Source organism: Kitasatospora sp. NPDC002522 (genome assembly GCF_053595195.1).
In genome coordinates this window covers 96258-122539 of sequence record NZ_JBSFXE010000024.1, presented here as the reverse complement: position 1 = coordinate 122539, position 26282 = coordinate 96258, and the positions used below count along the sequence as shown (strand labels likewise).

22 protein-coding genes and 1 riboswitch are annotated in these 26282 nt (G+C 72.3%); of the genes, 19 read left to right on the top strand and 3 right to left on the bottom strand.

The annotated features are described in order from the left end of the window. The first annotated feature begins 149 nt into the window (after positions 1-149). The 11 genes from ACWD4U_RS21410 to ACWD4U_RS21360 all read left to right on the top strand — a co-directional run bounded on the left by ACWD4U_RS21410 (position 150) and on the right by ACWD4U_RS21360 (position 11489). Entirely contained in the window at positions 150-761 is a 612-nt protein-coding gene (locus tag ACWD4U_RS21410; RefSeq protein WP_363453856.1) for a CDP-alcohol phosphatidyltransferase family protein, read from the top strand. Between the two features lie 125 nt (positions 762-886). Then, on the top strand, positions 887-3382 hold the full coding sequence (locus ACWD4U_RS21405) for a mannose-1-phosphate guanyltransferase (protein WP_363454043.1): 2496 nt from the start codon (positions 887-889) through the stop codon (positions 3380-3382). Positions 3383-3548: 166 nt separating this feature from the next. Then, entirely contained in the window at positions 3549-4604 is a 1056-nt protein-coding gene (locus ACWD4U_RS21400) for a DUF881 domain-containing protein (protein ID WP_363453858.1), read from the top strand. Continuing rightward, positions 4601-4933: a small basic family protein gene (locus ACWD4U_RS21395; RefSeq protein WP_043908904.1), complete on the top strand. Its 333-nt coding sequence runs from the start codon at positions 4601-4603 to the stop codon at positions 4931-4933. Before ACWD4U_RS21400 ends, ACWD4U_RS21395 begins: the two co-directional genes overlap by 4 nt. Positions 4934-4942: 9 nt before the next feature. Then, positions 4943-5923: a DUF881 domain-containing protein gene (locus ACWD4U_RS21390; RefSeq protein ID WP_363453860.1), complete on the top strand. Its 981-nt coding sequence runs from the start codon at positions 4943-4945 to the stop codon at positions 5921-5923. A gap of 511 nt (positions 5924-6434) precedes the next feature. Then, positions 6435-6977: an FHA domain-containing protein gene (locus ACWD4U_RS21385; RefSeq protein WP_363453862.1), complete on the top strand. Its 543-nt coding sequence runs from the start codon at positions 6435-6437 to the stop codon at positions 6975-6977. A gap of 62 nt (positions 6978-7039) precedes the next feature. Further along, positions 7040-7780 carry a transcriptional regulator FtsR gene (ftsR, locus tag ACWD4U_RS21380; protein WP_363454045.1) on the top strand — a complete coding sequence of 247 codons (741 nt, stop codon included), beginning with the start codon at positions 7040-7042 and terminating at the stop codon, positions 7778-7780. 85 nt (positions 7781-7865) lie between these two features. Beyond that, complete coding sequence (locus tag ACWD4U_RS21375) at positions 7866-8339, top strand: bifunctional nuclease family protein (protein WP_363453864.1); 474 nt, start codon at positions 7866-7868, stop codon at positions 8337-8339. A 259-nt stretch (positions 8340-8598) separates the two neighbouring features. Next, the gene (locus ACWD4U_RS21370) at positions 8599-9276 is read left to right on the top strand and encodes a MerR family transcriptional regulator (RefSeq protein ID WP_363453866.1); all 678 of its coding nucleotides are present in this window, start codon (positions 8599-8601) and stop codon (positions 9274-9276) included. Positions 9277-9336: 60 nt separating this feature from the next. Then, positions 9337-10083 carry a SanA/YdcF family protein gene (locus tag ACWD4U_RS21365; RefSeq protein WP_363453868.1) on the top strand — a complete coding sequence of 249 codons (747 nt, stop codon included), beginning with the start codon at positions 9337-9339 and terminating at the stop codon, positions 10081-10083. Between the two features lie 35 nt (positions 10084-10118). Beyond that, complete coding sequence (locus ACWD4U_RS21360) at positions 10119-11489, top strand: DNA polymerase IV (RefSeq protein WP_363453870.1); 1371 nt, start codon at positions 10119-10121, stop codon at positions 11487-11489. A 142-nt stretch (positions 11490-11631) separates the two neighbouring features. Here the strand turns inward: ACWD4U_RS21360 and ACWD4U_RS21355 are convergent, their stop codons facing one another. Together ACWD4U_RS21355 and ACWD4U_RS21350 are read right to left on the bottom strand one after the other, a co-directional pair. After that, a complete protein-coding gene (locus ACWD4U_RS21355) occupies positions 11632-13107 on the bottom strand; it encodes an MFS transporter (protein ID WP_363453872.1) in 1476 nt (491 codons plus the stop codon). A 161-nt stretch (positions 13108-13268) separates the two neighbouring features. Next, the gene (locus tag ACWD4U_RS21350; protein WP_363453874.1) at positions 13269-14375 is read right to left on the bottom strand and encodes a PRC and DUF2382 domain-containing protein; all 1107 of its coding nucleotides are present in this window, start codon (positions 14373-14375) and stop codon (positions 13269-13271) included. 189 nt (positions 14376-14564) lie between these two features. Beyond that, positions 14565-14669, top strand: a riboswitch (glycine riboswitch). A 217-nt stretch (positions 14670-14886) separates the two neighbouring features. Here ACWD4U_RS21350 and gcvP point away from each other — a divergent pair. Next, positions 14887-17757 carry an aminomethyl-transferring glycine dehydrogenase gene (gene gcvP / locus ACWD4U_RS21345; protein ID WP_363453876.1) on the top strand — a complete coding sequence of 957 codons (2871 nt, stop codon included), beginning with the start codon at positions 14887-14889 and terminating at the stop codon, positions 17755-17757. A 115-nt stretch (positions 17758-17872) separates the two neighbouring features. Here the strand turns inward: gcvP and ACWD4U_RS21340 are convergent, their stop codons facing one another. Next, positions 17873-18262, bottom strand: coding sequence for a DUF1844 domain-containing protein (locus ACWD4U_RS21340; RefSeq protein ID WP_363453878.1), 390 nt, complete (start codon positions 18260-18262; stop codon positions 17873-17875). 461 nt (positions 18263-18723) lie between these two features. Here ACWD4U_RS21340 and infC point away from each other — a divergent pair, with 461 nt between their 5' ends. From infC to pheT, 7 genes are all read left to right on the top strand, one after another. Next, positions 18724-19455 (top strand): translation initiation factor IF-3, encoded by a 732-nt coding sequence (gene infC, locus ACWD4U_RS21335; RefSeq protein WP_363454047.1) that lies wholly within the window; start codon positions 18724-18726, stop codon positions 19453-19455. Positions 19456-19586: 131 nt separating this feature from the next. Further along, a complete protein-coding gene (rpmI, locus tag ACWD4U_RS21330) occupies positions 19587-19781 on the top strand; it encodes a 50S ribosomal protein L35 (RefSeq protein ID WP_030268653.1) in 195 nt (64 codons plus the stop codon). Positions 19782-19885: 104 nt separating this feature from the next. Next, a complete protein-coding gene (gene rplT, locus ACWD4U_RS21325) occupies positions 19886-20272 on the top strand; it encodes a 50S ribosomal protein L20 (RefSeq protein WP_363453881.1) in 387 nt (128 codons plus the stop codon). Between the two features lie 109 nt (positions 20273-20381). Beyond that, a complete protein-coding gene (locus ACWD4U_RS21320) occupies positions 20382-21242 on the top strand; it encodes a TrmH family RNA methyltransferase (protein ID WP_363454049.1) in 861 nt (286 codons plus the stop codon). Positions 21243-21292: 50 nt separating this feature from the next. Beyond that, positions 21293-22399 (top strand): sensor histidine kinase, encoded by a 1107-nt coding sequence (locus ACWD4U_RS21315; protein ID WP_363453883.1) that lies wholly within the window; start codon positions 21293-21295, stop codon positions 22397-22399. Positions 22400-22526: 127 nt separating this feature from the next. After that, positions 22527-23648, top strand: a complete 1122-nt coding sequence (pheS, locus tag ACWD4U_RS21310; RefSeq protein WP_363453885.1) for a phenylalanine--tRNA ligase subunit alpha — start codon at positions 22527-22529, stop codon at positions 23646-23648. Beyond that, entirely contained in the window at positions 23648-26155 is a 2508-nt protein-coding gene (gene pheT / locus ACWD4U_RS21305; RefSeq protein ID WP_363453887.1) for a phenylalanine--tRNA ligase subunit beta, read from the top strand. The genes pheS and pheT overlap by 1 nt, the downstream gene beginning before the upstream one ends. The last annotated feature ends 127 nt before the right edge of the window (positions 26156-26282 follow it).

Here is a 26282-nt window from a genome sequence, read left to right as displayed (position 1 = left end):
CCGATGGTACTGCAGGGGGGACCCTGTGGGAGAGTAGGACGCCGCCGAACAATCTTTCAGAAGAAGCCCCCTGACGGGATGTCAGGGGGCTTCTTTGCTGTATCGTCAATCCGCACACTTGTCGTTGGTACCACAGGAGGATCCTCAAGGTGGAGGTCCAGGAGACGCGCGTCCAGACCGACCGGGTCCTGACGATTCCCAATCTGCTGAGTATGGCTCGGCTGGTGGGTGTGCCGATCTTTCTGTGGTTGGTGCTGTGGCCGGTCTTCGGGGGGCCGACGAATGACGGGTGGGCGATCGTCGTCCTGATGCTGAGCGGCGTCAGTGACTATCTGGACGGGAAGCTGGCTCGGCGGTGGGGGCAGATCAGCCGGCTGGGGCAGTTGTTGGATCCGGCGGCGGACCGGTTGTACATCGTGTCGACGCTGGTGGGGCTGACCTGGCGGGAGATCCTGCCGTGGTGGGTGACGGCGCTGCTGGTGGCCCGGGAGGTGTTCGTCGGCGTGGTGTTGTTGCGGCTCAACCGGGCGGGGTACGGGCCGTTGAACGTGAGTTTCCTGGGGAAGGCGGCCACGTTCAATCTGATGTACGCGTTTCCGCTTCTGCTGTTGGGCGTGGGGGACGGCTGGGTGCACCGGGTTGCGGGAGTGGTCAGCTGGGCATTCATCTGGTGGGGGACGACGCTCTACTGGGGGGCCGGTGCACTGTATGCGGTGCAGGCTCGGCAGATCGTGAAGGCGGAGCGCGCGGCTGCTGTTTGAGATCAGCCTGAGACGTTTCACACGCCCTCTCCGGTGAGTCGGACGTTTTCATCCGGGTAGAGATGCGTCGGACCGGTTTGATGGACCCGCAGGGGTTCACCACCGCGAAGGAGGACGCACCCGTAATGAAAGCCGTTGTGATGGCGGGCGGGGAGGGCACTCGACTCCGCCCCATGACCTCCAGCATGCCCAAGCCACTGCTTCCGGTCGCCAATCGGCCGATCATGGAGCATGTGCTGCGATTGCTGAGGCGGCACGGCCTCACCGACACCGTGGTCACGGTGCAGTTCCTGGCCTCACTGGTCAAGAACTACTTCGGTGACGGTGAGGAACTGGGGATGCACCTCACCTATGCCAACGAGGAAACGCCGCTCGGGACCGCCGGCAGTGTGAAGAACGCCGAGGACGCGCTGCGGGACGATTCGTTTCTGGTGATCTCCGGTGATGCGCTCACGGACTTCGACCTTTCTCAGCTGATTGCCTTCCACCGGGAGAAGGGCGCACTGGTGACGGTGTGTCTGACCCGGGTGCCGAACCCGTTGGAATTCGGTATCACCATCACGGACGACGAGGGGAAGGTCGAGCGCTTCCTCGAGAAGCCGACCTGGGGGCAGGTGTTCTCCGACACGGTCAACACCGGGATCTACGTGATGGAGCCGGAGGTCTTCGACTACGTGGCGGCCGGGGAGTCGGTCGACTGGTCGAGCGACGTGTTCCCGCAGTTGCTCAAGGAGGGCAAGCCGGTGTTCGGCTATGTCGCCGAGGGCTACTGGGAGGACGTGGGCACCCACGAGAGCTACCTGAAGGCGCAGGCGGACGTCCTGGAGGGGAAGGTCCAGGTCGAGCTCGACGGGTTCGAGATCTCGCCGGGCGTGTGGGTGGCCGAGGGCGCGGAGGTGGACCCGGAGGCGGTGTTGCGGGGGCCGCTGTACATCGGCGACTACGCGAAGGTCGAAGCCGGCGTGGAGTTGCGGGAGCACACCGTGCTGGGGTCGAACGTGGTCGTGAAGCGCGGGGCGTTCCTGCACAAGGCGGTGGTGCACGACAACGTGTACATCGGGCCGCAGTGCAACCTGCGCGGGTGCGTGGTCGGGAAGAACACCGACGTGATGCGGGCGGCGCGGATCGACGAGGGCGCGGTGATCGGCGACGAGTGCCTGATCGGCGAGGAGTCGGCGATCGCTGGCAACGTCCGGGTCTATCCGTTCAAGACGATCGAGGCCGGCGCCTTCGTCAACACCTCGGTGATCTGGGAGTCCCGCGGCCAGGAGCACCTGTTCGGGGTGCGCGGGGTGTCGGGCATCCTGAACGTGGAGATCACGCCGGAGCTGGCCGTGCGGCTGGCGGGGGCGTACGCGACGACGTTGAAGAAGGGCGCGACCGTCACGATCGCGCGTGACCACTCGCGTGGTGCGCGGGCGTTGAAGCGGGCGATGATCTCGGCGCTGCAGACCAGTGCGATCGACGTGCGCGACCTCGAGAACGTGCCGATGCCGGTGGCCCGGCAGGCGACGGCGCGGGGGAGTGCGGGCGGGATCTTCCTGCGGACCACGCCGGGGGTGCCGGACTCGCTGGACATCCTGTTCTTCGACGAGCGCGGTGCGGACCTGTCGCAGGCGGGGCAGCGGAAGCTGGACCGGGTGTACTCGCGGCAGGAGTTCCGGCGGGCGTTCCCGGGCGAGATCGGCGACCTGCTGCATCCGGCGAGCGTGTTCGACTCGTACGCGACGAACCTGTTGCGGGCGGTGGACACCTCGGGGGTGCGGGAGGCCGGGCTGAAGGTGGTGGTCGACGCGGCGCACGGGAGCGCCGGGTTGGTGCTGCCGAGCATCCTGGGCCGGCTCGGGGTGGAGACGCTGACGGTGGCCGGCGGTCTGGACGAGGCGCGGCCGACCGAGGACGCGGAGTCGCGGCGGGCGGCGCTGGCCAGGCTGGGTGAGCTGGTGGCGTCCTCGCGGGCGGCGTTCGGGGTGCGGTTCGATCCGGTCGGCGAGCGGGTGTCCTTCGTCGACGAGCTGGGTCGGGTGATCCAGGACGACCGGGCGCTGCTGGTGCTGCTGGACCTGGTGGCGGCGGAGCGGCGCAGTGGTCAGGTGGCGCTGCCGGTGACCACGACGCGGATCGCCGAGCAGGTGGCGGCGTACCACGGCACGCAGGTGATCTGGACGACGACCTCGCCGGACGATCTGGCGAAGGCGGCCGCGGCGGACGGGACCATCTTCGGTGGCGACGGGCGCGGCGGGTTCGTGGTGCCGGAGTTCTCCGGGGTGCTGGACGGTGCGGCGGCGTTCGTGCGGCTGGTGGGCCTGGTGGCGCGGACCCAGCTGACGTTGAGTCAGATCGACGCGCGGATTCCGCAGGCGCACATCCAGAAGCGGGACATCGCGACGCCGTGGGCCGCGAAGGGCATGGTGATGCGCTCGGTGGTGGAGGCGGCGGGCAACCGCAAGCTGGACACCACGGACGGTGTGCGGGTGGTCGAGGCGGACGGCCGGTGGACGCTGGTGCTGCCGGACCCGGCGGAGGCCGTGACGCACCTGTGGGCGGAGGGTCCGGACGACGAGGCGACCGAGCGGCTGCTGGACGAGTGGGCCGCGGTGGTGGACGGCGCCGGGCGCTGAGCCGGTAGCTGAGCGGGGGCGGGCCGGTCGGTCCGCCCCCGTCGGCGTGCGCGCTCGCGTACGGGCTCGGGTGAGCAGCGGGTTTGTCACGATCCTGTGCCGAAAGGGGCCGGTGGGGCCGGGGACTGGTCGTGCTGCGTGCCGCGGTCGTGAAACGATGTGGTGCATGCCAGCAACGCCGACGCCGAGTGACCGGGACGGGCGGTTCCGCCGTCCGGATGCCTCGATGTCCCTGCTGACCACGGTGATGGACCATTCGCTGGACGACGGGTACGCCGAGGCGGCCCGGGCGCGCGGGGCGGAGGGTTCGTCGCGGTTGCCGTCGACGGCGCGCGGTCGGCTGGTGCTGGCCGTCGGGCTGGCGCTGGCGGCGGCGGTGGTGACGGTCGGGGCGGTGCAGTCGCACGAGGCGGCGCCGACGCTGGCCAAGGAGCGCGACGCCCTGGTGAGTCGGGTGAACGACGCCAACAAGGCGGCGGACGCGTTGCAGCGGCAGGTCGAGCAGGATCGCGACAAGGTGGACCAGGCGCAGCAGCAGGCGCTGCAGACCGGCGACGGCGGTGTGGCCTCGCTGGCGGCGCAGGCCGGGACCGGGGAGATCACCGGGCCGGGGCTGAAGCTGGTGATAGAGGACGCGTCGGGCACCGGGGCGGGCGGCAACGTGAGTGATCCGCGCAACACGGAGGGTTTCCGCAACAGCGGCCGGGTGAAGGACCACGACCTGCAGTACGCGGTGAACGGTCTGTGGCTGGCGGGCGCGGAGGCGGTGTCGGTGAACGGGCAGCGGCTGACCGCGCTGTCGGCGATCCGGGCGGCGGGTGATGCGATCCTGGTCGACAACCGTCCGCTGGTGCCGCCGTACACGGTGTTGGCGATCGGGGACGGGGCGCGGTTCGCGCAGGCGTTCCAGGACAACGAGGGCGGCCGGTACCTGAAGATCATTCAGGACTCGTACGGGATCCGGTCGACGGTGTCGGTGCAGAAGTCGCTGACGCTGCCGGCCGCGTTGGGCGTGACGCTGCGGGTGGCCGGGCCGGACTCGGCGTCGCCGTCCGCGTCGCCGTCGCCGTCGGCGTCGGCCAGTGCGTCCGCTTCGCCGTCTGCCCCGGCCTCGCCGTCGTCGAGTCCCTCCGGGTCCAAGTCGCCGTCGAGGGCGCCGACCGGGGCCGCGCGTTCGACCGTGAAGTCCACCCCCACCGGAACAGGAGCTGCTACACCGTGATTGCCGTACTGGGTCTCGTGATCGGCGTGGTCGTCGGCGTGTTCGTGCAGCCGGAGGTGCCGAACGCGGTGGTGCCGTATCTGCCGATCGCGGTGGTGGCGGCGCTGGACGCGGTGTTCGGTGGCGTGCGTGCGATGCTGGACGGGATCTTCGACGACAAGGTCTTCGTGGTGTCGTTCCTGTCGAACGTGGTGGTGGCGGCGCTGATCGTGTTCCTGGGCGACCAGCTCGGCGTGGGTTCGCAGCTGTCCACCGGCGTGGTGGTGGTGCTGGGCATCCGGATCTTCTCGAATGCCGCGGCGATCCGCCGGCATGTGTTCAGGGCGTAGGGAGCGACGGTGGGCAAGGAGCAGGAGGAGCGGGGCCCGGAGTCGCCGGACGAGCAGCCGAAGGGTTCTACGCAGCCGGAGGCGGCGGAGGTCGAGCAGCCCGCCGAGGCGGAGCCTGCCGAGCCGGACACGGCTGCGGAGCCTGAGGCCGCAACGGAGAGCGAGCCCGAGGCCGAGGTCGAGACTGCGGACCGGGCCGAGCCCGAGGTGCCGGAGCGGGAGGCCGCGGCCGGGGTGACGAGTCGTCAGCCGGTGGCGTTGCCGTCGGACGGGCGGACCCGCTTGAAGGCGGCGGTGTGGCCGCTGCGGGTGTCGCGGGGGCAGCTGGTGGTGGCGCTGCTGCTGTTCGCGCTGGGGCTGGCACTGGCGATCCAGGTGCGGTCGACCAACGACCACAGCCAGCTGCGCGGGGCGCGGCAGGAGGACCTGGTGCGGATCCTCGACGAACTGGACAGCCGCCAGCAGCGTCTGCAGCAGGAGAAGACGCAGCTGGAGCAGTCCTTGGCGCAGTTGGAGAACTCGTCCAACCAGGCCAAGGAGGCGCAGGAGCAGACCCGGAAGAAGGCGGCCGAACTGGGCGTGCTGGCCGGGACGGAGAAGGCGACGGGGCCGGGGATCGTGCTGACCATCGATGATCCCCAAGGGCAGGTGAAGGCCGATATGCTGCTGGACACCCTGCAGGAACTCCGAGCAGCGGGGGCGGAGGCGATTCAGATCAACGACGTGCGCGTGGTGGCCGGGACGTACTTCACCGACAACCAGTCGGGCGGCGGCGTGCAGATCGACGGGAAGAGCGTCTCCCAGCCGTTCCGTTTCACCGTGGTGGGGAACCCGCAGGATCTGACTCCGGCCCTGAACATTCCGGGCGGGGTGGTGCGCAGCCTGGAGAAGCAGCAGGCGCGGGCGACCATCGTCCAGCAGCAGAAGGTCGTGGTCGACGCGCTGGCCGCGCCGAAGCCGTTGCAGTACGGCAAGCCGGCGACGAAGTGACGGGGCGCGCTCCGTACGGTTCGTCAGCTGCGGACCGCCCCCGGTGGTGGGCGTCCGTGGAGCGTCGGCGACACTGGGTCTTACCGATCGTCAGTCCCCGGTCCGATGCCGGGCCCACCGCCACACCGAGCCTTGAACCCTGCCCCGCGGGCGGTTCTGTCACACGCAAGGGGATTCGCCCGTGAGTTTTTTCTCGAAGCTTTTCGGCCGTAGCAACCGGCAGACGGCGGCCGAGGCGCCGACCGCGCGGCACCGGCGGGACGAGGAGCCGGCGGTTCCTCCGATGCGTCCGGCTCCGGACGGGCAGCGGCCGATGTACCGGGACGACGTGACCCAGGGCGCGGGCATCCCGACCGGGCAGTTCGACACGGACTACGGCGCGTCGGTTGATTCGCCCGGCGGGGCGCGCATAGGTTTCGCGTCAGGACCCTCAACCTCCGGTGGAGGGTTTGCCCCGGATCCCTACGCCGGGCACGTCCAGTCGGGTGTGCCGCGCCAGGAGGCTGTGAACATGGCTGGCACCAGCCCGTGCCCGCGGTGCGGGAACCAGAACCCGGCGGGTGCCCGGTTCTGCTCGAACTGCGGGACCCAGCTGCGCGGCGGCGGGTTCCCGGAGGGCGCGGCGGAGACCACCTCGACCATCTCGATCTCCGGCATCGAGTCGTACGACCCGAGCGCCACGTCCACCGGTGCCACTCCGGCGCTGTCGGCCGAGGTGATGGCGGCGATCGACGCGCTGCCGCCGGGTTCGGCGTTGCTGATCGTGCAGCGCGGCCCGAACTCGGGCAGCCGGTTCCTCCTGGACTCGAACGTGACCACGGCGGGTCGCCACCCGCAGGGCGACATCTTCCTCGACGACGTGACGGTCTCGCGTCGGCACGTGGAGTTCCGCCGGCAGCCCGACGGGGGCTTCTCGGTCGCCGACGTGGGCAGCCTGAACGGCACCTACGTCAACCGGGAGCGGATCGACGAGGTCCTGCTGACCAACGGTGACGAGGTGCAGATCGGGAAGTACCGGCTGGTGTTCTTCGCCAGCCACCACCGGGGGTACTGACCACTTCTCCGTTTGGAGCCCGAGTGACCCCACAGACTCCCAGCTCCGTCGGTCCCTCGCCCGTGCCGGCCTCGCGCCGCACGGGCGAGGCGCGGCGGCGCGGTGACGACCTGCTGTCCATCGGCGCGGTGCTGGCCTTCCTGCGGGACGACTTCCCGGAGGTGACGATCTCGAAGATCCGCTTCCTGGAGGCGGAGGGCCTGGTCGAGCCGCAGCGCACGCCGTCCGGCTACCGGAAGTTCTCGGCGGCGGACGTGGAGCGGCTGGCGTACGTGCTGCGGATGCAGCGTGACCACTACCTGCCGCTGCGGGTGATCCGCGAGCACCTGGACGCGATCGAGCGCGGCGAGCAGCCGCCGGCGCTGCCGGCGGCGGACAGCCGGCCGGGGCCGCTGGAGGAGGCGGACCGGGAGCTGGTGGCGGCCGCCGGGCCGAGCGGGGTGCGGCTGGGCCGGGCGGAGCTGATCGCGGCGGCGGAGGCGCAGGAGCGCGAGCTCGTCGAGTGGGAGGCGTACGGGCTGGTGCAGCCCGGGCCGGACGGCGGGTACGACGGGGAGACGCTGCAGATCGCGCGGCTGGTGGCGGAGCTCGGCCGGTTCGGCCTGGAGCCGCGGCACCTGCGGGCGATGAAGGCGGCGGCGGAGCGCGAGGTGGCGCTGGTGGAGCAGGTGGTGGCGCCGCTGAGGCGGCACCGCAATCCGCAGACCCGGGCGCACGCGGAGGCGACCGCGCGGGAACTGGCCACCCTGTCGGTGCGGTTGCACGCGGCGATGGTGCAGGCGGGGCTGCGGGCGCGGAGTTGAGCCGGGGTGGTGCGGGCGGCCGGATCAGGGTGGCCGCTGCCTGCTGCGCTTTCCTATCGGCAGCCCGCGCCATAGGGTTGCCAGTGTGAATGAGCTCGACGTCGTGGGTGTCCGGGTGGAGATGCCGTCCAACCAGCCGATCGTGCTGCTCCGGGAGGTGGGCGGCGACCGGTACCTGCCGATCTGGATCGGCCCGGGTGAGGCGACCGCGATCGCGTTCGCCCAGCAGGGCATGACGCCGGCGCGGCCGCTGACGCACGACCTGTTCAAGGACGTGCTGGAGGCGCTGGGCCACCGGCTGACCGAGGTGCGGATCAACGATCTGCGCGACGGCGTCTTCTACGCGGAGTTGGTGTTCGCGGGTGGCGTCGAGGTGAGTGCGCGCCCTTCGGACGCGATAGCGCTGGCGCTGCGCACCGGTACGCCGATCTACGGGGCCGAGGAGGTCCTGGCGGAGGCGGGCATCTCGATTCCGGACGAGCAGGAGGACGAGGTCGAGAAGTTCCGGGAGTTCCTGGACCAGGTCTCACCGGAGGACTTCGGCGGCGGCCAGCAGTAGCGGTCCTGGTCCGGGCCGCTACCGGGGTCGGGCGGGCGATGCAACTCGGCTGTGGGGGAAATCCGTTCCGGTACCCGTGCTTGGGGCACGAATAACCACTCGATGGAGTGAAGTTTGCGGAAGGCCCCGGCGTGGCGATCGTTGACGGTGCTCGGGCGACTGCCTACCGTCAGGTGATGGCCCCGCCCGGCGGGCCACCCGGAAACCCGGGGCCCGTGGCGGCCGCGGCGGTTCCCGGGGATCTGGACGGAGGTTGGCGATGAGCGGCACCGGCGAGGAGACGCGCACCGGAGCGCTGTGCGCGGTGCACGTGCCGCGTGCCGGTCGCGGCCTGATCGGGCGGCCCTGGAGCCCCGAGCCGGAGGGCGAGGAGCTGCCGCGGGTCGGCCGCTTCCCCGCCGTGCAGGCCGGACAGCCGGCCATCGAACGGCTCGCCCCGACCTCGGCGCTGGTCGGCTACCGCGGTCCGACCGCGTGCGCCGCCGCCGGGATCACCTACCGGCAGCTGGACTACTGGGCCCGGACCGGGCTGCTGGAGCCCTCGGTGCGCTCGGCGTACCCGGCGGGGGCGCAGCGGCTGTACGGCTTCCGCGACATCCTGATGCTGAAGATCGTCAAGCGGCTGCTGGACGCGGGCGTCTCGCTGCAGAACATCCGGGTGGCGGTGACCCACCTGCAGTCCGCGGACCAGCAGGACCTGGCCGGGCTGACGTTGATGTGCGACGGCGCGACGGTGTACGAGTGCACGTCGCCGCAGCAGGTGGTCGATCTGCTGAACGGTGGTCAGGGCGTGTTCGGCATCGCGGTGGGCGCGGTCTGGCTGGAGCTGGAGGGTACGCTCGGGCGGCTGCACGCGGAGCGCACCGACACCGGGGAGACGCTGGTGGGCCAGGATCCGGCCGACGAGCTGGCGCAGCGCCGCAATCGCGCGGTCTGACGGTCCGTCGGCGCGGGAACCGCGGGGCGGGCGGGAGTCGTCCGCACCGGTGTGTCGATCATGAGATGGCTGGGGCGGCGCTGCCGCGCGCTGGTCCGCCGGCTGGGCCGGAGCGGGCGGGCGTTGGCGGCGTGGCGGCCGCCGGGCTGGGGGAGCAGGCGCGGTCAGCGGCGGTGGTTCCAGGCGCTGGTGCTGTGCGCGGTGCTGGCGCTGGCGCCGAGTGCCTGGCTGTGGGCGTCGCAGTCCTCGCGGGTGGGCACGGTGGACAGCGCGCCCGAGGCGCCGGTGGCGGTGGTGTTCGGCGCCGGGCTGTTCGACGGCAAGCCCTCGCCGTACCTGGCGCACCGGCTCGACGCGGCGCTGGAGCTGTACCGGCGGCACAAGGTGCGGGCGATCCTGGTGACCGGCGACAACGGCACGGTGGCGTACGACGAGACCGACGCGATGCGCGGCTACCTGATCGAGCGCGGGGTGCCCGGGGTGCGGGTGGTCGGCGACTACGCGGGCTTCGACACCTGGGACTCCTGCGCCCGGGCGCGCCGGATCTTCGGGGTGGAGAAGGCGGTGCTGGTCAGTCAGACCTTCCACGTGCGGCGGGCGTTGGCGCTGTGCCGGGCGGCCGGGATCGACGCGTACGCGGTGGGCGTGGAGGAGTGGCACGACGCCACCTGGTGGTACGGCGGGCTGCGGGAGGTGCCGGGTGCGGGGAAGGCGCTGCTGAACGCGCTGTTCCAGCCGGATCCGTACTTCCTGGGCCCGCGGGAGGACGGCGTGGCCAGGGCGTTGAGCGATTCCGACCGCGGCTGACGGCGATTGTCGGTGGCACGCGGGATGATCGGCGCGTGCGCAGCGTGCCGAGCGTGATCCACCTCGACATGGACGCCTTCTTCGCGGCGGTGGAGCAGGCGTCCAAGCCGAGCCTGCGCGGGAAGCCGGTGATCGTCGGCGGGCTGGGCGGGCGCGGGGTGGTGTCGACGGCCTCGTACGAGGCGCGGAAGTTCGGCGTCCACTCGGCGATGCCGATGGCGCAGGCCCGCCGGCTCTGCCCGAACGCGGCGTTCCTGACCGGCCGGTTCGAGGCGTACCGCGCCAACAGCGAGATCGTGATGGGCCTGCTGCGCGAGCGCTCGCCGCTGGTGGAGCCGCTCAGCCTGGACGAGGCGTTCGTCGATCTGGAGGCGGGGCCGTACGGTCCGGCGCTCGCCGACGCGACGCCCGAGGAGGGCGCGCAGCTGGTGCTGGCGCTGGCCGAGGACCTGCGGGCGGACATCGTGGAGCGTACGGGGCTGACCGCGTCGGTCGGTGCGGCGGCGTCCAAGCTGATGGCCAAGATCGCCTCGGAGCAGGCCAAGCCGGACGGGCTGGTGCTGATCGAGCCGGGCTCGGAGCGCTCGGTGCTGGCGCCGATGCCGGTGCGGGCGCTGCCGGGGATCGGTCCGGCCACCGAGCAGGCGCTGCGCCGGGCCGGGCTGACCGCGGTCGCGGACCTGGCGGAGGCCGGGTACGAGGAGCTGGTGGCGCTGCTCGGCAAGGCGCACGGCGCGGGGGTCTTCCAGATGGCGCTCGGCTGGGACGAGCGGCCGGTGGTGCCGGACCGGGACGCCAAGTCGGTGTCGGTGGAGGACACCTTCGAGGTCGACCTCGCCGACCGGGACCGCATCCTGCGCGAGATCGAGCAGTTGGCCGGCCGCTGCGTGCGCCGGCTGCGGGCGACCGGCCGCTCCGGGCGGACGGTGGTGCTGAAGGTCCGCCGCTTCGACTTCTCCACGCTGACCCGCTCGGAGACGCTGCGCGGCCCCACCGACGACGAGGAGGTGATCGCCTCGACCGCCCGCCGCCTGGCGATGCAGGTCGACGTCACCGGCGGGGTGCGGCTGCTGGGTGTCGGCGTCGCCCAGCTCGCCGACTACACGCAGGAGGACCTGTTCGCCCAGCTGGAGCGGGAGGAACGGGAGGCGGCGGCGGAGGAGCAGCCCGAGCCGGAGCCGGTGCAGCCCGAGCAGCCGCCGGCGGTGCGCCGCTGGTGGCCCGGGCAGGACGTGACGCACCGTCAGTTCGGTCCTGGGTGGGTGCAGGGCAGCGGCGTCGGCCGGGTCACCGTCCGGTTCGAGACGCCGTACTCGGCGCCCGGCCGGGTGCGCACCTTCGCGGTCGACGACGAGGAGCTGGAGCCGTCCGGGGCGCTGCCGCTGCGTGAGTCCGCGGGGGAGTGAGACGGCGACGGCCCCGCACCCGGGAGGGGTGCGGGGCCGTCGGCCGGTCCTGGGCCGCGCCGCCGATGCCCGTGGCGGCGGGCCCGGGAGCCGCTCGCGTGTGTCCAGTACGCGAGGGGGACGCCGTCAGGGCCTGTCGGGGCTAGGCGTCGGTCTTGGCGAGCGCCAGGTCGGCCGGGCGCTCGGCGGGGGTGGTGGCGGCGGAGCGGATCCGGCGGATCGCGAACGGCACGGCGCCGGCGACCAGGCACATCGCGGCGGCCACCCAGAAGGCGTGCTGGTAGGCGTTCTCGGTGGGCAGCTGCACCGGGATCGGCAGCTTCAGGGTGTCCCCGGTGAGGATCGCGGCCATCACCGCGGTGCCGACGGCGCCGCCGACGGTGCGCAGCACCGCGTTCATGCCGTTGGCGATGCCGGACTGCTCGGCCGGGACGGCGCCGTTGATGTACGCGGGCATCGCCGCGTAGGCCAGGCCCACGCCGAGGCCGAAGACCGCGGAGGAGAGGTAGATGTCGAACTCGGCGCCGTGGCGGACGGCCAGGTAGGCCATCGAGACCGCGCCCAGCAGGCCGCCGAGGACCAGCGGCAGGCGCGGGCCGCGGCGGGCGATCAGCATCGCACCGAGCGGGGCGGCCACCATCGAGCCGATCGCGGACGGCAGCAGCATGATGCCGGCGTGCAGCACGGTGGCGGTGAAGCCGTAGTGGGCGAACTTCTCCGGGGTCTGGGCGAAGTTGCTGATCACCATGAACGAGCCGTACATGCCGAAGCCGATCAGCAGGCCGGAGATGTTGGTGAAGGCGACCGCGGGGCGGGACATCATCTTCAGGTCGACCAGCGGGTGGCTGACCTTGGACTCGACCAGCAGCCAGAGCAGCGCGACCACGGCGGCGACGGCGAACAGACCGAGGGTGCGGTTGGAGGTCCAGCCCCAGTGGTTGCCCTGGCTGACCGCGATCAGCAGTGCGGACAGCCAGCCGGCCAGGGTGAGCGCGCCGAGCGGGTCGGCGCCGCCCTCCTTGTCGATCACCGGGTCGCTGGGCACCCGGACGACGACCAGCACGACGGCGAGCAGGCCGAAGACCAGGCCCATCCAGAAGATCGACTTGTAGCTCCAGTGCTCCAGCAGCAGGCCGGTGGCGACCAGGCCGAGGCCGGAGCCGACGCCCATCGAGGCGGAGATCGCGGCGACGCCGCCGGTGACCTTCTGCTTGGGCAGCTCGTCGCGGACGATGCTGATCGCCAGCGGCAGCACGCCGCCGCCCGCGCCCTGCAGCACGCGGGCGACCACGAGCCAGGTGAACGAGTGGGTGGTGACGGCGAGGCCGGAGCCGAGCACCAGGCCGGCCAGCGAGACCAGCAGCATCGGCTTGCGGCCGCGCAGGTCGCCGAAGCGGCCGAGCAGCGGGGTCAGGACCGCGGCGGACAGCAGGTTGGCGGTCATCAGCCAGGTGATGCTCGAGCCCGAGACGCCGAGCTCGCGGGCCAGGCCCGGCAGGATCGGGACGACCGCGGTCTGCACCACACTGAACGCCAGCATGGCCAGGATCAGGGCGGGCAGGACCCGGGCGCTGGTGGGCTTGTCGGCCGCGGCGGTGGGCTGTGGTGCCTCACTCACGGGGATCCTCCGGGAAGTTTTCTTCAGGATGGCGATAGTGCATGAACTGAAGTAACCATCCCGGAGATGCTTCACTGTGTCAAATATCGAATAGTGAAGCTTTGGCAAAGCGCCCGGCCCCGGCCCGCCGAAGCGGACCGGGGCCGGACCTTGACCCGCCGTCAGACCGAGCGCAGCGGCTCCGGACGGGCGTGCTCCAGACCGCCGCCGTTCAGCCCGGACAGCGGCACCGCGTTCACGCCGCCCCCGGCGGCCGCCGGCTGCTGCGGCTTCGCGTGCCACGGCTGCTGCTGCGTCCGGTGCGGGGCCGCGCCGTCCGCGCCGACCGCCGCGTCGTGCACCTCCACCTGCTCGCGGCGCAGCTCGTCGCGGACCACCTCCTCCTCGGTGTACCGCTCCACCACCAGCCGCACCCGCTCGATCGGCGCCAGGTACTTGCGCACCACCGGACGCTCCTCGCGCAGCGTGACCTCCTCGACCGCCTCGGCGATCTCCTGCTCGGTCAGCCCCGCCCGCTCCGCGTCCGACACCGGGATCCGCTCCACCCGCACCCGCTCGCGCACCACCGGCACCCGGCGCTCGACCGGCTCAGTGGTCACGTACTTGCGCAGCCGGGTGGTGCCCACCGCGTGCCACTCGGTGGTGATGTCCAGCCGCTCCTCCCGGCAGGTGATCTCCACCGGCGCGGTCGGCTCCACCGACGCGGCCCGCTCCGCACCCGGCCGCTGCTCGGAGGCGTGCCGCGGGCTGCTCTTCGCGGAGGCGTACGACGCCGAAGCCGGCGGGGCCGCGTTCACGGGGCTCGTGCCGTTCGTGCCGTTCGTGCCGTTCGTCGGAGACGGCGTGGGCGGGACGCTCGGGGCGAGCGCGCCGAAGTCCCGGTCGCCGCCGGCCGTCGGGCGCGGACGCTCCTTCGCGGCCGGCGCCGAGCCGGACTCCCCGGCGAGCGTGCCGGCGACGGTGTCCAGGCCGTAGTAGCGGTACAGCTGGAGCTCCTGGGCGGGGGAGAGGTGCTGGCCCACCCCGAAGTCCGGCGACTCCTTGATCAGCGACTTGTCGTACGGGACGCGCAGCTCGTCCCCCGCGAACTCGCTGGTGGTCAGCGGGACGAAGGCGTCCCGGCCGAAGATCCCGGTACGGACCGCCGCCCACTCCGGTTCGCCGGTGGCGTCGTCCAGGTACACCTCGTCGACAGTGCCGATCTTGTCACCGTTCCGGTCGACCGCCTTGTGTCCGATCAGGTCGCGCGGATCGATATCGGTCTGCACGCTGTCCTCCAGTCCTGCTGCTCCTTGAGGGTCCGTCAGAGGGGCGGGAGGAGGAGCTGGCCGGCCCGCCACTTCACACCAAACGGCACGTAACGGACGGTGGCATTCCGGACGCCGCCGTCCGGGGCAGATCACAGGGCCGCACCGGTGATCGGCCGGGCCCGCGCTGGTAACCTGGGCGGCGACCGCCGAGCACGCTCGGGAGAGTCCCCGGCCCCGTACGAGGGGCTGCGGGGACGCCGAAGGAGCAACCCCTCCCCGGAATCTCTCAGGCATCCGTACCGGGCGAGATCAGGTCACTCTGGAAAGCAGGGCAGGACCGTCGGCACCGATGCCGTCGGCACCCACCCTCACCGACGGTGCAAGCACGCCGCGCCCCACGGGCGGCCGTGCGAAGCTCTCAGGTACCGATGACAGAGGGGGAGGCTGACGGGTTCGTACATCCCGGGCGCCCCACGGCGCGACCGGCGTGCGTACCCCCGCCGGTCCGCGACCAGGAGGCCCGACCCCCATGAACGCCCAGCCGACGCTCCGTGAGCTTGAGCAGGCCAGCCCCTTCGAGCAGCGCCACATCGGTCCCGACGCCGACGCCCAGGAAAAGATGCTGGCCCACGTCGGGTTCGCCTCCCTGGACGAGCTGTCGGACGCCGCCGTCCCCGCCGCCATCCGCAGCCTCACCGCGCTCGGCCTGCCGGAGGGCCGCAGCGAGGCCCAGGTGCTCGCCGAACTGCGCGAGCTGGCCGGCCGCAACCAGGTCCTCACCTCGATGATCGGCCTCGGCTACTACGGCACCTTCACCCCGCCGGTCATCCTGCGCAACGTGCTGGAGAACCCGGCCTGGTACACCGCCTACACGCCGTACCAGCCGGAGATCTCGCAGGGCCGCCTGGAGGCGCTGCTCAACTTCCAGACCATGGTCGCCGACCTCACCGGCCTGGCCACCTCCGGCTCCTCGCTGCTCGACGAGGGCACCGCCGCCGCCGAGGCGATGGCCCTCGCCCGGCGCGTCACCAAGGTCAAGGGCGGTGTCTTCCTGGTCGACGCCGACACCCTGCCGCAGACCGTCGCCGTCATCGAGACCCGCGCCGAGCCGACCGGCGTCGAGGTCGTCGTCGCCGACCTGTCCGAGGGCATCCCCGCCGAGATCGCCGAGCGCGGCGTCTTCGGCGTGCTGCTGCAGTACCCGGGCGCCTCCGGCGCGGTGCGCGCGATCAAGCCGGTCATCGACCAGGCCCACGGCCTCGGCGCGATCGTCGCCGTCGCCGCCGACCTGCTCGCCCTCACCCTGCTGCGCTCGCCCGGCGAGCTCGGTGCCGACATCGCCTGCGGCACCTCGCAGCGCTTCGGCGTCCCGATGGGCTTCGGCGGCCCGCACGCCGGCTACCTCGCGGTGCGCGCCGAGTACGCCCGCAACCTGCCCGGCCGCCTGGTCGGCGTCTCCGTCGACGCCGACGGCCACCGCGCCTACCGGCTGGCCCTGCAGACCCGCGAGCAGCACATCCGCCGCGAGAAGGCCACCTCCAACATCTGCACCGCCCAGGTGCTGCTCGCGGTGATGGCCTCCATGTACGCCGTCTACCACGGCCCCGACGGCCTCGCCGCGATCGCCCGCCGCACCCACCGCTACGCCGCCGCCCTCGCGGCCGGCCTGCGCGCGGGCGGCGTGCAGCTCGCCCACGACGCGTTCTTCGACACCGTCACGGCCGTCGTGCCGGGCCGGGCGGACGCCGTGGCCGCCGCCGCGCTGGCGCAGGGCGTCAACGTGCACCGGGTCGACGCGGACCGGGTGTCGGTCTCCTGCGACGAGACCACCACCCGCGAGCACCTGGCCGCCGTGTTCGGCGCGTTCGGCATCGAGGCCGCCGTGGCCGAGGACGCCGAGGCGCTGCCCGCCGCGCTGCTGCGCGAGGACGAGTACCTCACCCACCCGGTCTTCCACAGCCACCGCTCGGAGACCGCCATGCTGCGCTACCTGCGCCGGCTCTCCGACCGCGACTACGCGCTCGACCGCGGCATGATCCCGCTTGGCTCCTGCACCATGAAGCTCAACGCGACCACCGAGATGGAGCCGGTCACCTGGCCCGAGTTCGGCCAGCTGCACCCGTTCGCCCCGGTCGAGCAGGCCGCCGGCTACCTGACCCTGATCCGCGAGCTGGAGCAGCAGCTGGTCGAGGTCACCGGCTACGACGCCGTCTCGATCCAGCCGAACGCCGGCTCGCAGGGCGAGCTCGCCGGTCTGCTCGCGGTGCGCGCCTACCACCGGGCCAACGGCGACCTCCAGCGCGACGTGTGCCTGATCCCGTCCTCCGCGCACGGCACCAACGCGGCCTCCGCGGCGATGGCCGGCATGCGGGTCGTGGTCGTCAAGACGCTCGCCGACGGCGACGTGGACGTCGAGGACCTCAAGGCCAAGATCGCGCTGCACCGCGACCAGCTGTCCGTGCTGATGGTCACCTACCCGTCCACCCACGGCGTGTTCGAGACCCAGATCACCGACATCTGCGCGCTCGTCCACGAGGCCGGCGGCCAGGTGTACGTCGACGGCGCCAACCTGAACGCGCTGGTCGGCCTCGCCAAGCCGGGCAAGTTCGGCGCGGACGTCTCGCACCTGAACCTGCACAAGACCTTCTGCATCCCGCACGGCGGCGGCGGCCCCGGCGTCGGCCCGGTCGCGGTGCGCTCGCACCTCGCGCCGTACCTGCCCAACCACCCGCTGCAGGCCGAGGCCGGCCCCGCGACCGGTGTCGGCCCGATCTCGGCCGCGCCGTGGGGCTCCGCGGCGATCCTGCCGATCTCCTGGGCGTACGTCCGGCTGATGGGCGGCGAGGGCCTCAAGCGCGCCACCCAGGTGGCCGTGCTGAACGCCAACTACATCGCCAAGCGGCTCGCCCCGCACTACCCCGTGCTGTACACCGGCCCCGGCGGGCTGGTCGCGCACGAGTGCATCATCGACCTGCGCCCGCTCAGCAAGGAGACCGGCGTCAGCGTCGACGACATCGCCAAGCGCCTGATCGACTACGGCTTCCACGCGCCGACCATGTCGTTCCCGGTGGCCGGCACGCTGATGATCGAGCCCACCGAGTCCGAGGACCTGCACGAGATCGACCGGTTCTGCGAGGCGATGATCGCGATCCGCGGCGAGATCGAGCAGGTCGGCGCGGGCGTGTGGCCGGCCGACGACAACCCGCTGCGCAACGCCCCGCACACCGCGTCGATGCTGGCGGGCGAGTGGGAGCACGCGTACTCGCGGGAGACCGCGGTCTTCCCGGCGGGCGTGAACCCGGCGGACAAGTACTGGCCGGCGGTGCGGCGGATCGACGGCGCGTACGGCGACCGGAACCTGGTCTGCTCGTGCCCGCCGCTGGACGAGTACGACGCCTGATCCGACAAGTGAGCCGCCCGCCGGGGGACTTCCCTCGGCGGGCGGCTTTCTGCTGGGCGTCTTCCGCCTCGCGCGGTTTCCCGCGCCCCTGTCGGGGCGCAGAGCGCTGCGCGGGTCAGGAGTAGACCGGGCCCGTGAACTTCTCGCCGGGGCCGGAGCCCGGGGCGTCGGGGATGAGGGAGGCCTCGCGGAAGGCCAGCTGCAGGGAGCGCAGGCCGTCGCGCAGCGGGGCGGCGTGGAAGTTGGAGATCTCGGGGGCCCCGGCGGTGACCAGGCCGGCCAGGGCGGTGATCAGCTTGCGGGCCTCGTCGAGGTCCTTGTCGGCCTCGCCGCCCTCGGCCAGCCCGCACTTGACGGCGGCGGCGCTCATCAGGTGGACGGCGACGGTGGTGATCACCTCGACGGCCGGGACCTCGGCGATGTCGCGGGTCAGGTCGTCGAAGCCGATCGCCTCGTCGGACGCCGCGGACTCGGGCGTGTGGTCGTGGTCGGGCTGGCTGGTCACGGTGTCACTCCGGGATGCTGGTGCGAAAGCGCAGTACAAAGGGAGCGTACAAGGCGGGCGGCGAGGGGTCGGAATACCGGTCGGCCCCCGAACGCTGGTATGCTTCGAGACTGACCGGCCAGGTAGTCCCTTCGGGGTGCCCGGCCAGCAAGTGGAGGCTCCACCTCAGGAGGCCCGAGAGGGCAACCGCGACAGTCTCCCACCTGATCGGCCGAAGGGCCGACGGGTACGGTCCGCGAAGGGCGCCCGTGAGGATTGCCCGTCGCCAGTGGTGTCCGCGAGGACATCCGGAACGTGTGGAGCCCCGCCTGTACCGTGCGGGGCTTTTTTCGTGCGTTCGGTGCCTCTGCCAGGCGGCAGGAGCAGCGGAGCATGAATGAAGCCCCGCCCAGTGGTCGAAACCACTACGTGCGACCGCCGTCCGACGGCCGCATCGAAGAAGGTGCAACCGAGGAGGCCCCATCAGCACCGAGCCCCGCATCAACGACCGGATTCGCGTCCCCGAGGTGCGACTCGTCGGTCCCAGCGGCGAGCAGGTCGGCATCGTCCCGCTCGCGAAGGCGCTGGAGCTTGCCCAGGAGTACGACCTGGACCTGGTCGAGGTGGCCGCGACGGCCCGCCCGCCGGTGTGCAAGCTCATGGACTACGGCAAGTTCAAGTACGAGTCGGCGATGAAGGCCCGTGAGGCGCGCAAGAACCAGGCGCACACGGTCATCAAGGAGATGAAGCTCCGGCCGAAGATCGACCCGCACGACTATGACACCAAGAAGGGTCACGTCGTTCGGTTCCTCAAGCAGGGCGACAAGGTCAAGATCACGATCATGTTCCGCGGTCGTGAGCAGTCCCGGCCCGAGCTGGGCTTCCGACTGCTGCAGCGGCTTGCGGACGACGTCCAGGAGCTGGGCTTCGTGGAGTCCGCTCCGAAGCAGGACGGCCGAAACATGATCATGGTTCTCGGCCCGCACAAGAAGAAGACCGAGGCGATGGCCGAGGCCCGCGCGCTCGCCGACGCCCGCAAGGCGGAGCGGCTGGGTCGCGGTCCGGCCGCCGACGGGGCGGACGAGGTCGATGAGGCCGAGTTCGTCGAGGACGAGGCCGTCGAGGCCGACGAGGTCGAGGCCGACGACGCCGAGACCACCGAGGTCGAGGCCGCCGAGGTCGAGCAGCCCGCCGACGCCGCCCAGGACGCCTGAGCCTTCGGGTTCAGATCCGGGCGGGATCGGCATCGGTTCCGGGGCACCCGCCCCGGAGACGAGATCCATCCAGTTCCGGCCCGTGCCGTACGGCGCGGGCCGTGAACGGACCGACGAGGAGAAACGGCGACATGCCGAAGCAGAAGACGCACAGCGGCGCCAGCAAGCGCTTCAAGATCACTGGCTCCGGGAAGGTGCTGCGCGAGCGTGCCGGCCGTCGCCACCTGCTTGAGCACAAGCCCTCGACGCTGACCCGCAAGCTGGCCGGCAACGCCGAGATGGCCCCCGGCGACGCCAAGAAGATCAAGAAGCTTCTCGGCAAGTGATCGCCCGCCCGCGGCTCGGCCGTGGGCACCAGCTGATCCTTTCCGACCGAATCGAATAACGGACCGGCGGCACGATCCGGGGTCCGGAACCAAGGAGTAATCAAGTGGCACGCGTCAAGCGGGCAGTCAACGCCCACAAGAAGCGCCGGGTCATCCTCGAGCGGGCCTCCGGCTACCGCGGTCAGCGCTCGCGCCTGTACCGCAAGGCCAAGGAGCAGGTCACCCACTCGCTGGTCTACAACTTCAACGACCGCAAGAAGCGCAAGGGCGACTTCCGTCAGCTGTGGATCCAGCGCATCAACGCCGCTGCCCGTGCCAACGGCATGACCTACAACCGCTTCGTGCAGGGCCTGAAGGCCGCCGGCGTCGAGATCGACCGCAAGATGCTCGCGGACCTCGCGGTCAACGACACCGTCGCGTTCGCCGCCCTGGTCGAGGTCGCCCAGAAGGCGCTGCCGGAGGACGTCAACGCCCCCAAGGTCGCCGCCTGATCGAGGCCCCTCGCCTTGAGCTGAGCTTCCCGGACCCGCAGGCCTCTCGTGCCTGCGGGTCCGTCGCGTATCGCGCGCCATCCGCCCCTTCATGACGAAGATCGTGAGCATGAGCACCGACATCCCCCTGCTGACCTCCCTGCGCTCCCCGCGCGTCGTCTTCGCCCGCCGGCTGGCCAAGCGCAACCAGCGGAGCAAGGAGCGGCGCTTCCTGGCCGAGGGCCCGCAGGCCGTGCGGGAGGCGGTGGCGTACGGGCGGCTGCCTGGCGGGGAGCACGCCGTGGTGGAGATCTACCTGACCCGGGAGGCCGCCGAGCGGCACGCGGAGATCGCCGGGGCGGCGCGGGCGGCCGGGCTGCCGGTGCTGACCGCCACCGAGGAGGTGATCGCGGACATCTGCGACACCGTCACCCCGCAGGGCATCGTGGCGCTGTGCCGGTTCATCGACACGCCGTTCGAGCAGGTGCTGCAGGCCCGGCCGAAGCTGGTCGCGGTGCTGGCGCACGTCCGCGACCCCGGGAACGCCGGCACCGTGCTGCGCACCGCGGACGCGGCCGGGGCTGACGCGGTGGTGCTGACCGACGCGTCGGTCGACCCGTACAACCCGAAGGCGGTGCGGGCGTCGGTGGGCAGTCTGTTCCACCTGCCGGTCGCCACCGGGGTGCCGATCGAGGAGGCGGTGGCGCGGCTGCGGGCGGCCGGGGTGCGGGTGCTGGCGGCGGACGGCGCGGGGGAGCGGGACCTGGACCAGGAGCTGGACGAGGGCTCGCTGGGCTCCGCGCACGCCTGGGTGTTCGGCAACGAGGCGTGGGGCCTGCCGGAGGAGACCCGGGCGCTGGCCGACGAGGTGGTACGGGTGCCCATCCACGGGCACGCGGAGAGCCTGAACCTCGCCACGGCCGCCGCCGTGTGCCTGTACGCCTCCGCGCGCGCCCAGCGCTCCCCCGGAGGGTGTCGCGCCGACGCCTGACCGCGCTAGGGTCGGGGCTCAAGGCCGACAAGGGGCGGGGGAGGACACCCATGGGCGGCGGGAGCTCGGCGACCCTGGAACCTGACGACCTGCCGGACGGGCTGGTGGTCGCGGACGCGCACGGGCGGGTGGTGGTGTTCAACCGCGCCGCCGAGCGGATCACCGGGCGGTCGGCGGCGGGTGCGCTCGGTCTGACGCTGGATCAGGCGCTGCCGCTGGAGGACCTGGACGGGCGGCGCTGGTGGCAGCTGACCGACCCGTACGGGGGCCTCGCGGTGCGCAGCGGGCAGCCGGAGCGGAACCTGCTGCTGCCCGGCGGGCGGGAGGTACTGGTCTGCGCCCGGTACGTGCGGGAGGACCCGGGCAGCCCGCCGGTGCGGGTGGTGGTGACGCTGCGCGGCACCGAGGCGCGGCGCCGGACGGAGCGCAGCCACGCGGAGCTGATCGCCACCGTCGCCCACGAGCTGCGCTCGCCGCTGACCAGCGTGAAGGGCTTCACGGCGACGCTGCTGGCGAAGTGGGAGCGGTTCAACGACGGCCAGAAGCGGGTGATGCTGGAGACCGTCGACGCGGACGCGGACCGGGTGACCCGGCTGATCGCCGAGCTGCTGGACATCTCCCGGATCGACGCCGGCCGGCTGGAGATCCGCCGGCAGCGGATCGACCTGGCGGCGGCGGTGCACCGGCACGTGGCGGGCAAGGTCGCGGCGGGCATCCCGGCCGACCGGTTCGACATCCGGGTGGCGGAGCCGCTGAACGAGCAGTGGGGCGACCCGGACAAGATCGACCAGGTGCTGGCGAACCTGCTGGAGAACGCGGTGCGGCACGGCGAGGGCACGGTCACCATCGAGGTCGCGACGGCCAAGGAAGTGGTGGAGGCGGCGGGCTGGGAGCCGGCCGGGACGCCGCCGCGGGTGCTGGAAGGCACTGCGGTGACCGTCAGCGACCAGGGCGGCGGCATCCCGGAGGACGCGATGCCGCGGGTGTTCACCAAGTTCTGGCGGGGGTCCAGGCGCGGCGGCACCGGCCTGGGCCTGTACATCGTCAAGGGTGTGGTCGAGGCGCACGGCGGGGTGATCCGGATCAGCCGGGCGCCCGGCGGGGGTGCCCGGTTCCGTTTCGTGCTGCCCGCCGGCATCCCGGACTTCATGCTCTGAGCACCGCACGGCCACGGTCACCCGCCGTATGCGGTAGCGCGCTGCGACTACACTCGACCTTTGGCGTTCTGGGACGCCCGGCGAGGCAGCAGACCTGATCACGAGCAGGAGCACGGGAACTATAGAGATGTCGGCACCCAACAAGTCGTACGACCCGGTCGAGGTCGAGGCCCTCAAGCCCGAGGTGGTGGAGCAGGCCCGGGACGAGGCGATCGCCGCGTTCGCCGCCGCCGCCGACCTCGAGGCGCTCAAGCAGGCGAAGGTCGCCCACACCGGCGACCGTTCCCCGCTCTCGCTCGCCAACCGCGAGATCGGTGCGCTGCCCCCGCAGGCGAAGGCCGCCGCCGGCAAGCTGATCGGCCAGGCCCGCGGCGCGGTCAACCAGGCCCTGGCCAAGCGCCAGGTCGAGCTGGAGGCCGAGCGCGACGCCCGGGTGCTGGTCGAGGAGGCGGTGGACGTCACGCTGCCCTACGGCCGCACCCCGCGCGGCGCCCGCCACCCGCTGACCACGCTGGCGGAGCGGATCGAGGACACCTTCATCGCCATGGGCTACCAGGTGGCCTCCGGCCCCGAGGTCGAGGCGGAGTGGCTGAACTTCGACGCCCTCAACCTGCACGCCGACCACCCGGCCCGCTCGATGCAGGACACCTTCTTCGTCGAGGGCCCCGACGGCACCGCCGACTCCGGCGTGGTGATGCGCACCCAGACCTCGCCGGTGCAGATCCGCACCATGCTGGACCGCCAGCCGCCGCTGTACGCGGTGAGCCCGGGCCGGGTGTACCGCACCGACGAGCTGGACGCCACCCACACACCCGTGTTCCGCCAGGTCGAGGGCCTCGCGGTGGACGAGGGCATCACCTTCGCCGACCTCAAGGGCACCATCGAGGTGCTGGTGGAGAAGCTGATCGGCGGCGGCCTGGAGCTGCGCTGGCGCCCCTCGTACTTCCCGTTCACCGAGCCGAGCGCGGAGATCGACCTCCAGTGCTTCGTCTGCCGCGGCGCGTCCGTCGGCAACCCGGACCGCCCGTGCCGGACCTGCTCCTCGGAGGGCTGGATCGAGCTCGGCGGCTGCGGCGTGGTCAACCCCCGCGTGCTGGTCGCCGCGGGCGTCGACCCGCAGCGCTACAGCGGGTTCGCGTTCGGCCTGGGCCTGGAGCGGATCCTGATGAACCGTCACAACGTCGCCGACATGCGCGACATGGTCGAGGGTGACGTGCGCTTCACCCTCCCGTTCGGGATGGAGATCTGATGCGCGTCCCGCTTTCCTGGCTGCGCGAGTACGTCGACCTGCCGGCGGGTGAGACCGGACGCGACGTCGCGGCCCGGCTGGTCCGCGCGGGTCTCGAGGTGGAGACCGTCGAGCAGCTCGGCACCGACATCAAGGGCCCGCTGGTGGTCGGCGAGGTGCTGTCGATCGAGGAGCTGAGCGGCTTCAAGAAGCCGATCCGGCACTGCTTCGTCAACGTCGGCGCCGCCAACGGCACCGGCGAGCCGCAGGAGATCGTCTGCGGCGCGACCAACTTCCAGGTCGGCGACAAGGTCGTGGTGATCCTGCCCGGCGGCGTGCTGCCCGGCCCGTTCCCGATCTCCGCCCGGCAGACCTACGGCCACACCTCGGCGGGCATGATCTGCTCGGCCCGCGAGCTCGGCATGGGCGACGACCACAACGGCATCATCGTGCTGCCGCCCGAGTTCGAGCCCGGCACCGACGCGATCGAGCTGCTCCAGCTGGCCGACGAGGTGCTCGACATCGCGGTCACCCCGGACCGCGGCTACTGCCTGTCGATGCGCGGCGTGGCCCGCGAGGCGGCCGCCGCGTACGGCCTGCCGCTGGCCGACCCGGCGCTGCTGGACGTCCCGCCGGCGAACGCGTACGGCTACCTGGTCAAGGTCGCCGACCCGGTGGGCTGCGACCGCTTCGTGGCGCGCACCGTCACCGGCGTCGACCCGGCCGCCAAGTCGCCGATCTGGCTGCAGCGCCGCCTGCAGAAGGCCGGCATCCGGCCGATCTCGCTGACCGTCGACATCACCAACTACGTGATGCTGGAGGTCGGCCAGCCGCTGCACGCCTACGACCGCGGCCGCGTCGACGGCCCGATCCAGGTCCGCCGCGCCACCGAGGGCGAGACCCTCACCACGCTGGACGGCGTCAAGCGCAAGCTGTCCGCCGAGGACCTGCTGATCTGCGACAACACCGGTCCGATCGGTCTGGCCGGCGTGATGGGCGGGGCCTCCACCGAGATCCTCGACCCGGTCGTCGACGCCGAGACCGGCGCCGTCACCGGCACCACCGAGGTGATCATCGAGGCGGCGCACTTCGAGCCGGTCGCGATCGCCCGCACCGCCAAGCGGCACAAGCTGCCCTCCGAGGCGTCCAAGCGCTTCGAGCGCGGCGTCGACCCGGAGGCCGCCCGCGCCGCCGCGCAGCGCGCCGTCGACCTGCTGGTGCTGATCGCCGGCGGCACCGCCGAGGCCGGGGTGACCGACATCGCCGCCCCGCACCCGGTGCGCACCATCACCATCGACGCCGACCTGCCCGACCGGGTGGCCGGCGCCGTGTACGGCCGCGAGACCGTCGCCCGCCGCCTGCAGGAGGTCGGCTGCACGGTCGCCGGCGCGGACGTCCTGGAGGTCACCCCGCCGTCCTGGCGCCCCGACCTCACCGACCCGTACGACCTCGCCGAGGAGGTCATCCGGCTGGAGGGCTACGACAACGTCCCCGCCCGGATGCCCACCGTCCCGCCGGGCCGCGGCCTGACCGAGGCGCAGCGCTTCCACCGCCGGGTCGGCGTGGCGCTGGCCGGCGCGGGCTACGTCGAGATCAACGCCTACCCGTTCGTCGGCGAGGCCGCGTTCGACGGGCTCGGCCTGGACGCGGACGACGCCCGCCGACGCACCGTCAAGCTGGTCAACCCGCTGAACGACGCCGAGCCGGCGCTGCGCACCACCCTGCTGCCGGGGCTGCTCGGCGCGCTGCGCCGCAACGTCGGCCGGGGCAACACCGACCTCGCGCTGTTCGAGACCGGGACGGTGTTCCTGCCGAAGGACGAGCACAAGGTCGCGCCGCGGCTGCCCGTCGACCGCCGCCCCAGCGAGGAGCAGCTCGCCGAGCTGAACGCCGCGCTGCCGCACCAGCCGCGCCGGGTCGCCGTCGCGCTGACCGGCGAGCGGATCCCCTCCGGCTGGTGGGGCAAGGGCGCGCCGGCCGGTTGGGCCGACGCCGTCGAGGCCGCCCGCACCGTCGCCGCGGCGGCGGGCGTGGAGCTGACGGTCCGCCAGGCGCAGTACGCGCCGTGGCACCCGGGCCGCTGCGCGGAGCTGCTGGTCGGCGACGAGGTGATCGGCCACGCCGGTGAGCTGCACCCGCGGGTGATCAAGGCGCTGCACCTGCCGGAGCGCACCAGCGCGATGGAGCTCGACCTCGACCTGCTCTTCGAGGACGGCCGCCGGGTCTCCGGCCCGCCGGTCTCCGCGTACCCCGTGGCGACGCAGGACGTGGCGCTGATCGTCGACGCGGCGGTGCACACCGCGGACGTGGAGGCGGCGCTGCGCGACGGTGCGGGCGAACTGCTGGAGTCGCTGCGGCTGTTCGACGTCTTCACGGGCGAGCAGGCGGGCGCGGGCAAGAAGTCGCTGGCGTACACGCTGCGCTTCCGCGCCACCGACCGGACGCTGACGGCGGACGAGGCGAGTGCGGCCCGCGAGGCCGCGGTGGCGGTGGCGGCCGAGCGTACGGGTGCGGTGCTGCGAGGCTGACGCGACGTCAGGCGATGCGCCTGGGGCCCCGGTGGACGGTTCTTCCGTCTGGCGGGGCCCTTTCGGTTTGGGGGTGGGCGCTACGGGGGTGGGGGAGTTGCTGGTGGGCGCGATCTGGCGGTGGGGG

Bases quoted from the DNA above. Each gene is read 5' to 3' on its own strand.
- ACWD4U_RS21405 (WP_363454043.1), top strand. From the start codon at position 887: ATGAAAGCCGTTGTGATGGCGGGCGGGGAGGGCACTCGACTCCGCCCC.
- ACWD4U_RS21400 (WP_363453858.1), top strand. From the start codon at position 3,549: ATGCCAGCAACGCCGACGCCGAGTGACCGGGACGGGCGGTTCCGCCGT.
- ACWD4U_RS21385 (WP_363453862.1), top strand. From the start codon at position 6,435: ATGGCTGGCACCAGCCCGTGCCCGCGGTGCGGGAACCAGAACCCGGCG.
- ACWD4U_RS21370 (WP_363453866.1), top strand. From the start codon at position 8,599: ATGAGCGGCACCGGCGAGGAGACGCGCACCGGAGCGCTGTGCGCGGTG.
- ACWD4U_RS21365 (WP_363453868.1), top strand. From the start codon at position 9,337: ATGAGATGGCTGGGGCGGCGCTGCCGCGCGCTGGTCCGCCGGCTGGGC.
- gcvP (WP_363453876.1), top strand. From the start codon at position 14,887: ATGAACGCCCAGCCGACGCTCCGTGAGCTTGAGCAGGCCAGCCCCTTC.
- rpmI (WP_030268653.1), top strand. From the start codon at position 19,587: ATGCCGAAGCAGAAGACGCACAGCGGCGCCAGCAAGCGCTTCAAGATC.
- ACWD4U_RS21320 (WP_363454049.1), top strand. From the start codon at position 20,382: ATGAGCACCGACATCCCCCTGCTGACCTCCCTGCGCTCCCCGCGCGTC.
- ACWD4U_RS21315 (WP_363453883.1), top strand. From the start codon at position 21,293: ATGGGCGGCGGGAGCTCGGCGACCCTGGAACCTGACGACCTGCCGGAC.
- pheS (WP_363453885.1), top strand. From the start codon at position 22,527: ATGTCGGCACCCAACAAGTCGTACGACCCGGTCGAGGTCGAGGCCCTC.
- pheT (WP_363453887.1), top strand. From the start codon at position 23,648: ATGCGCGTCCCGCTTTCCTGGCTGCGCGAGTACGTCGACCTGCCGGCG.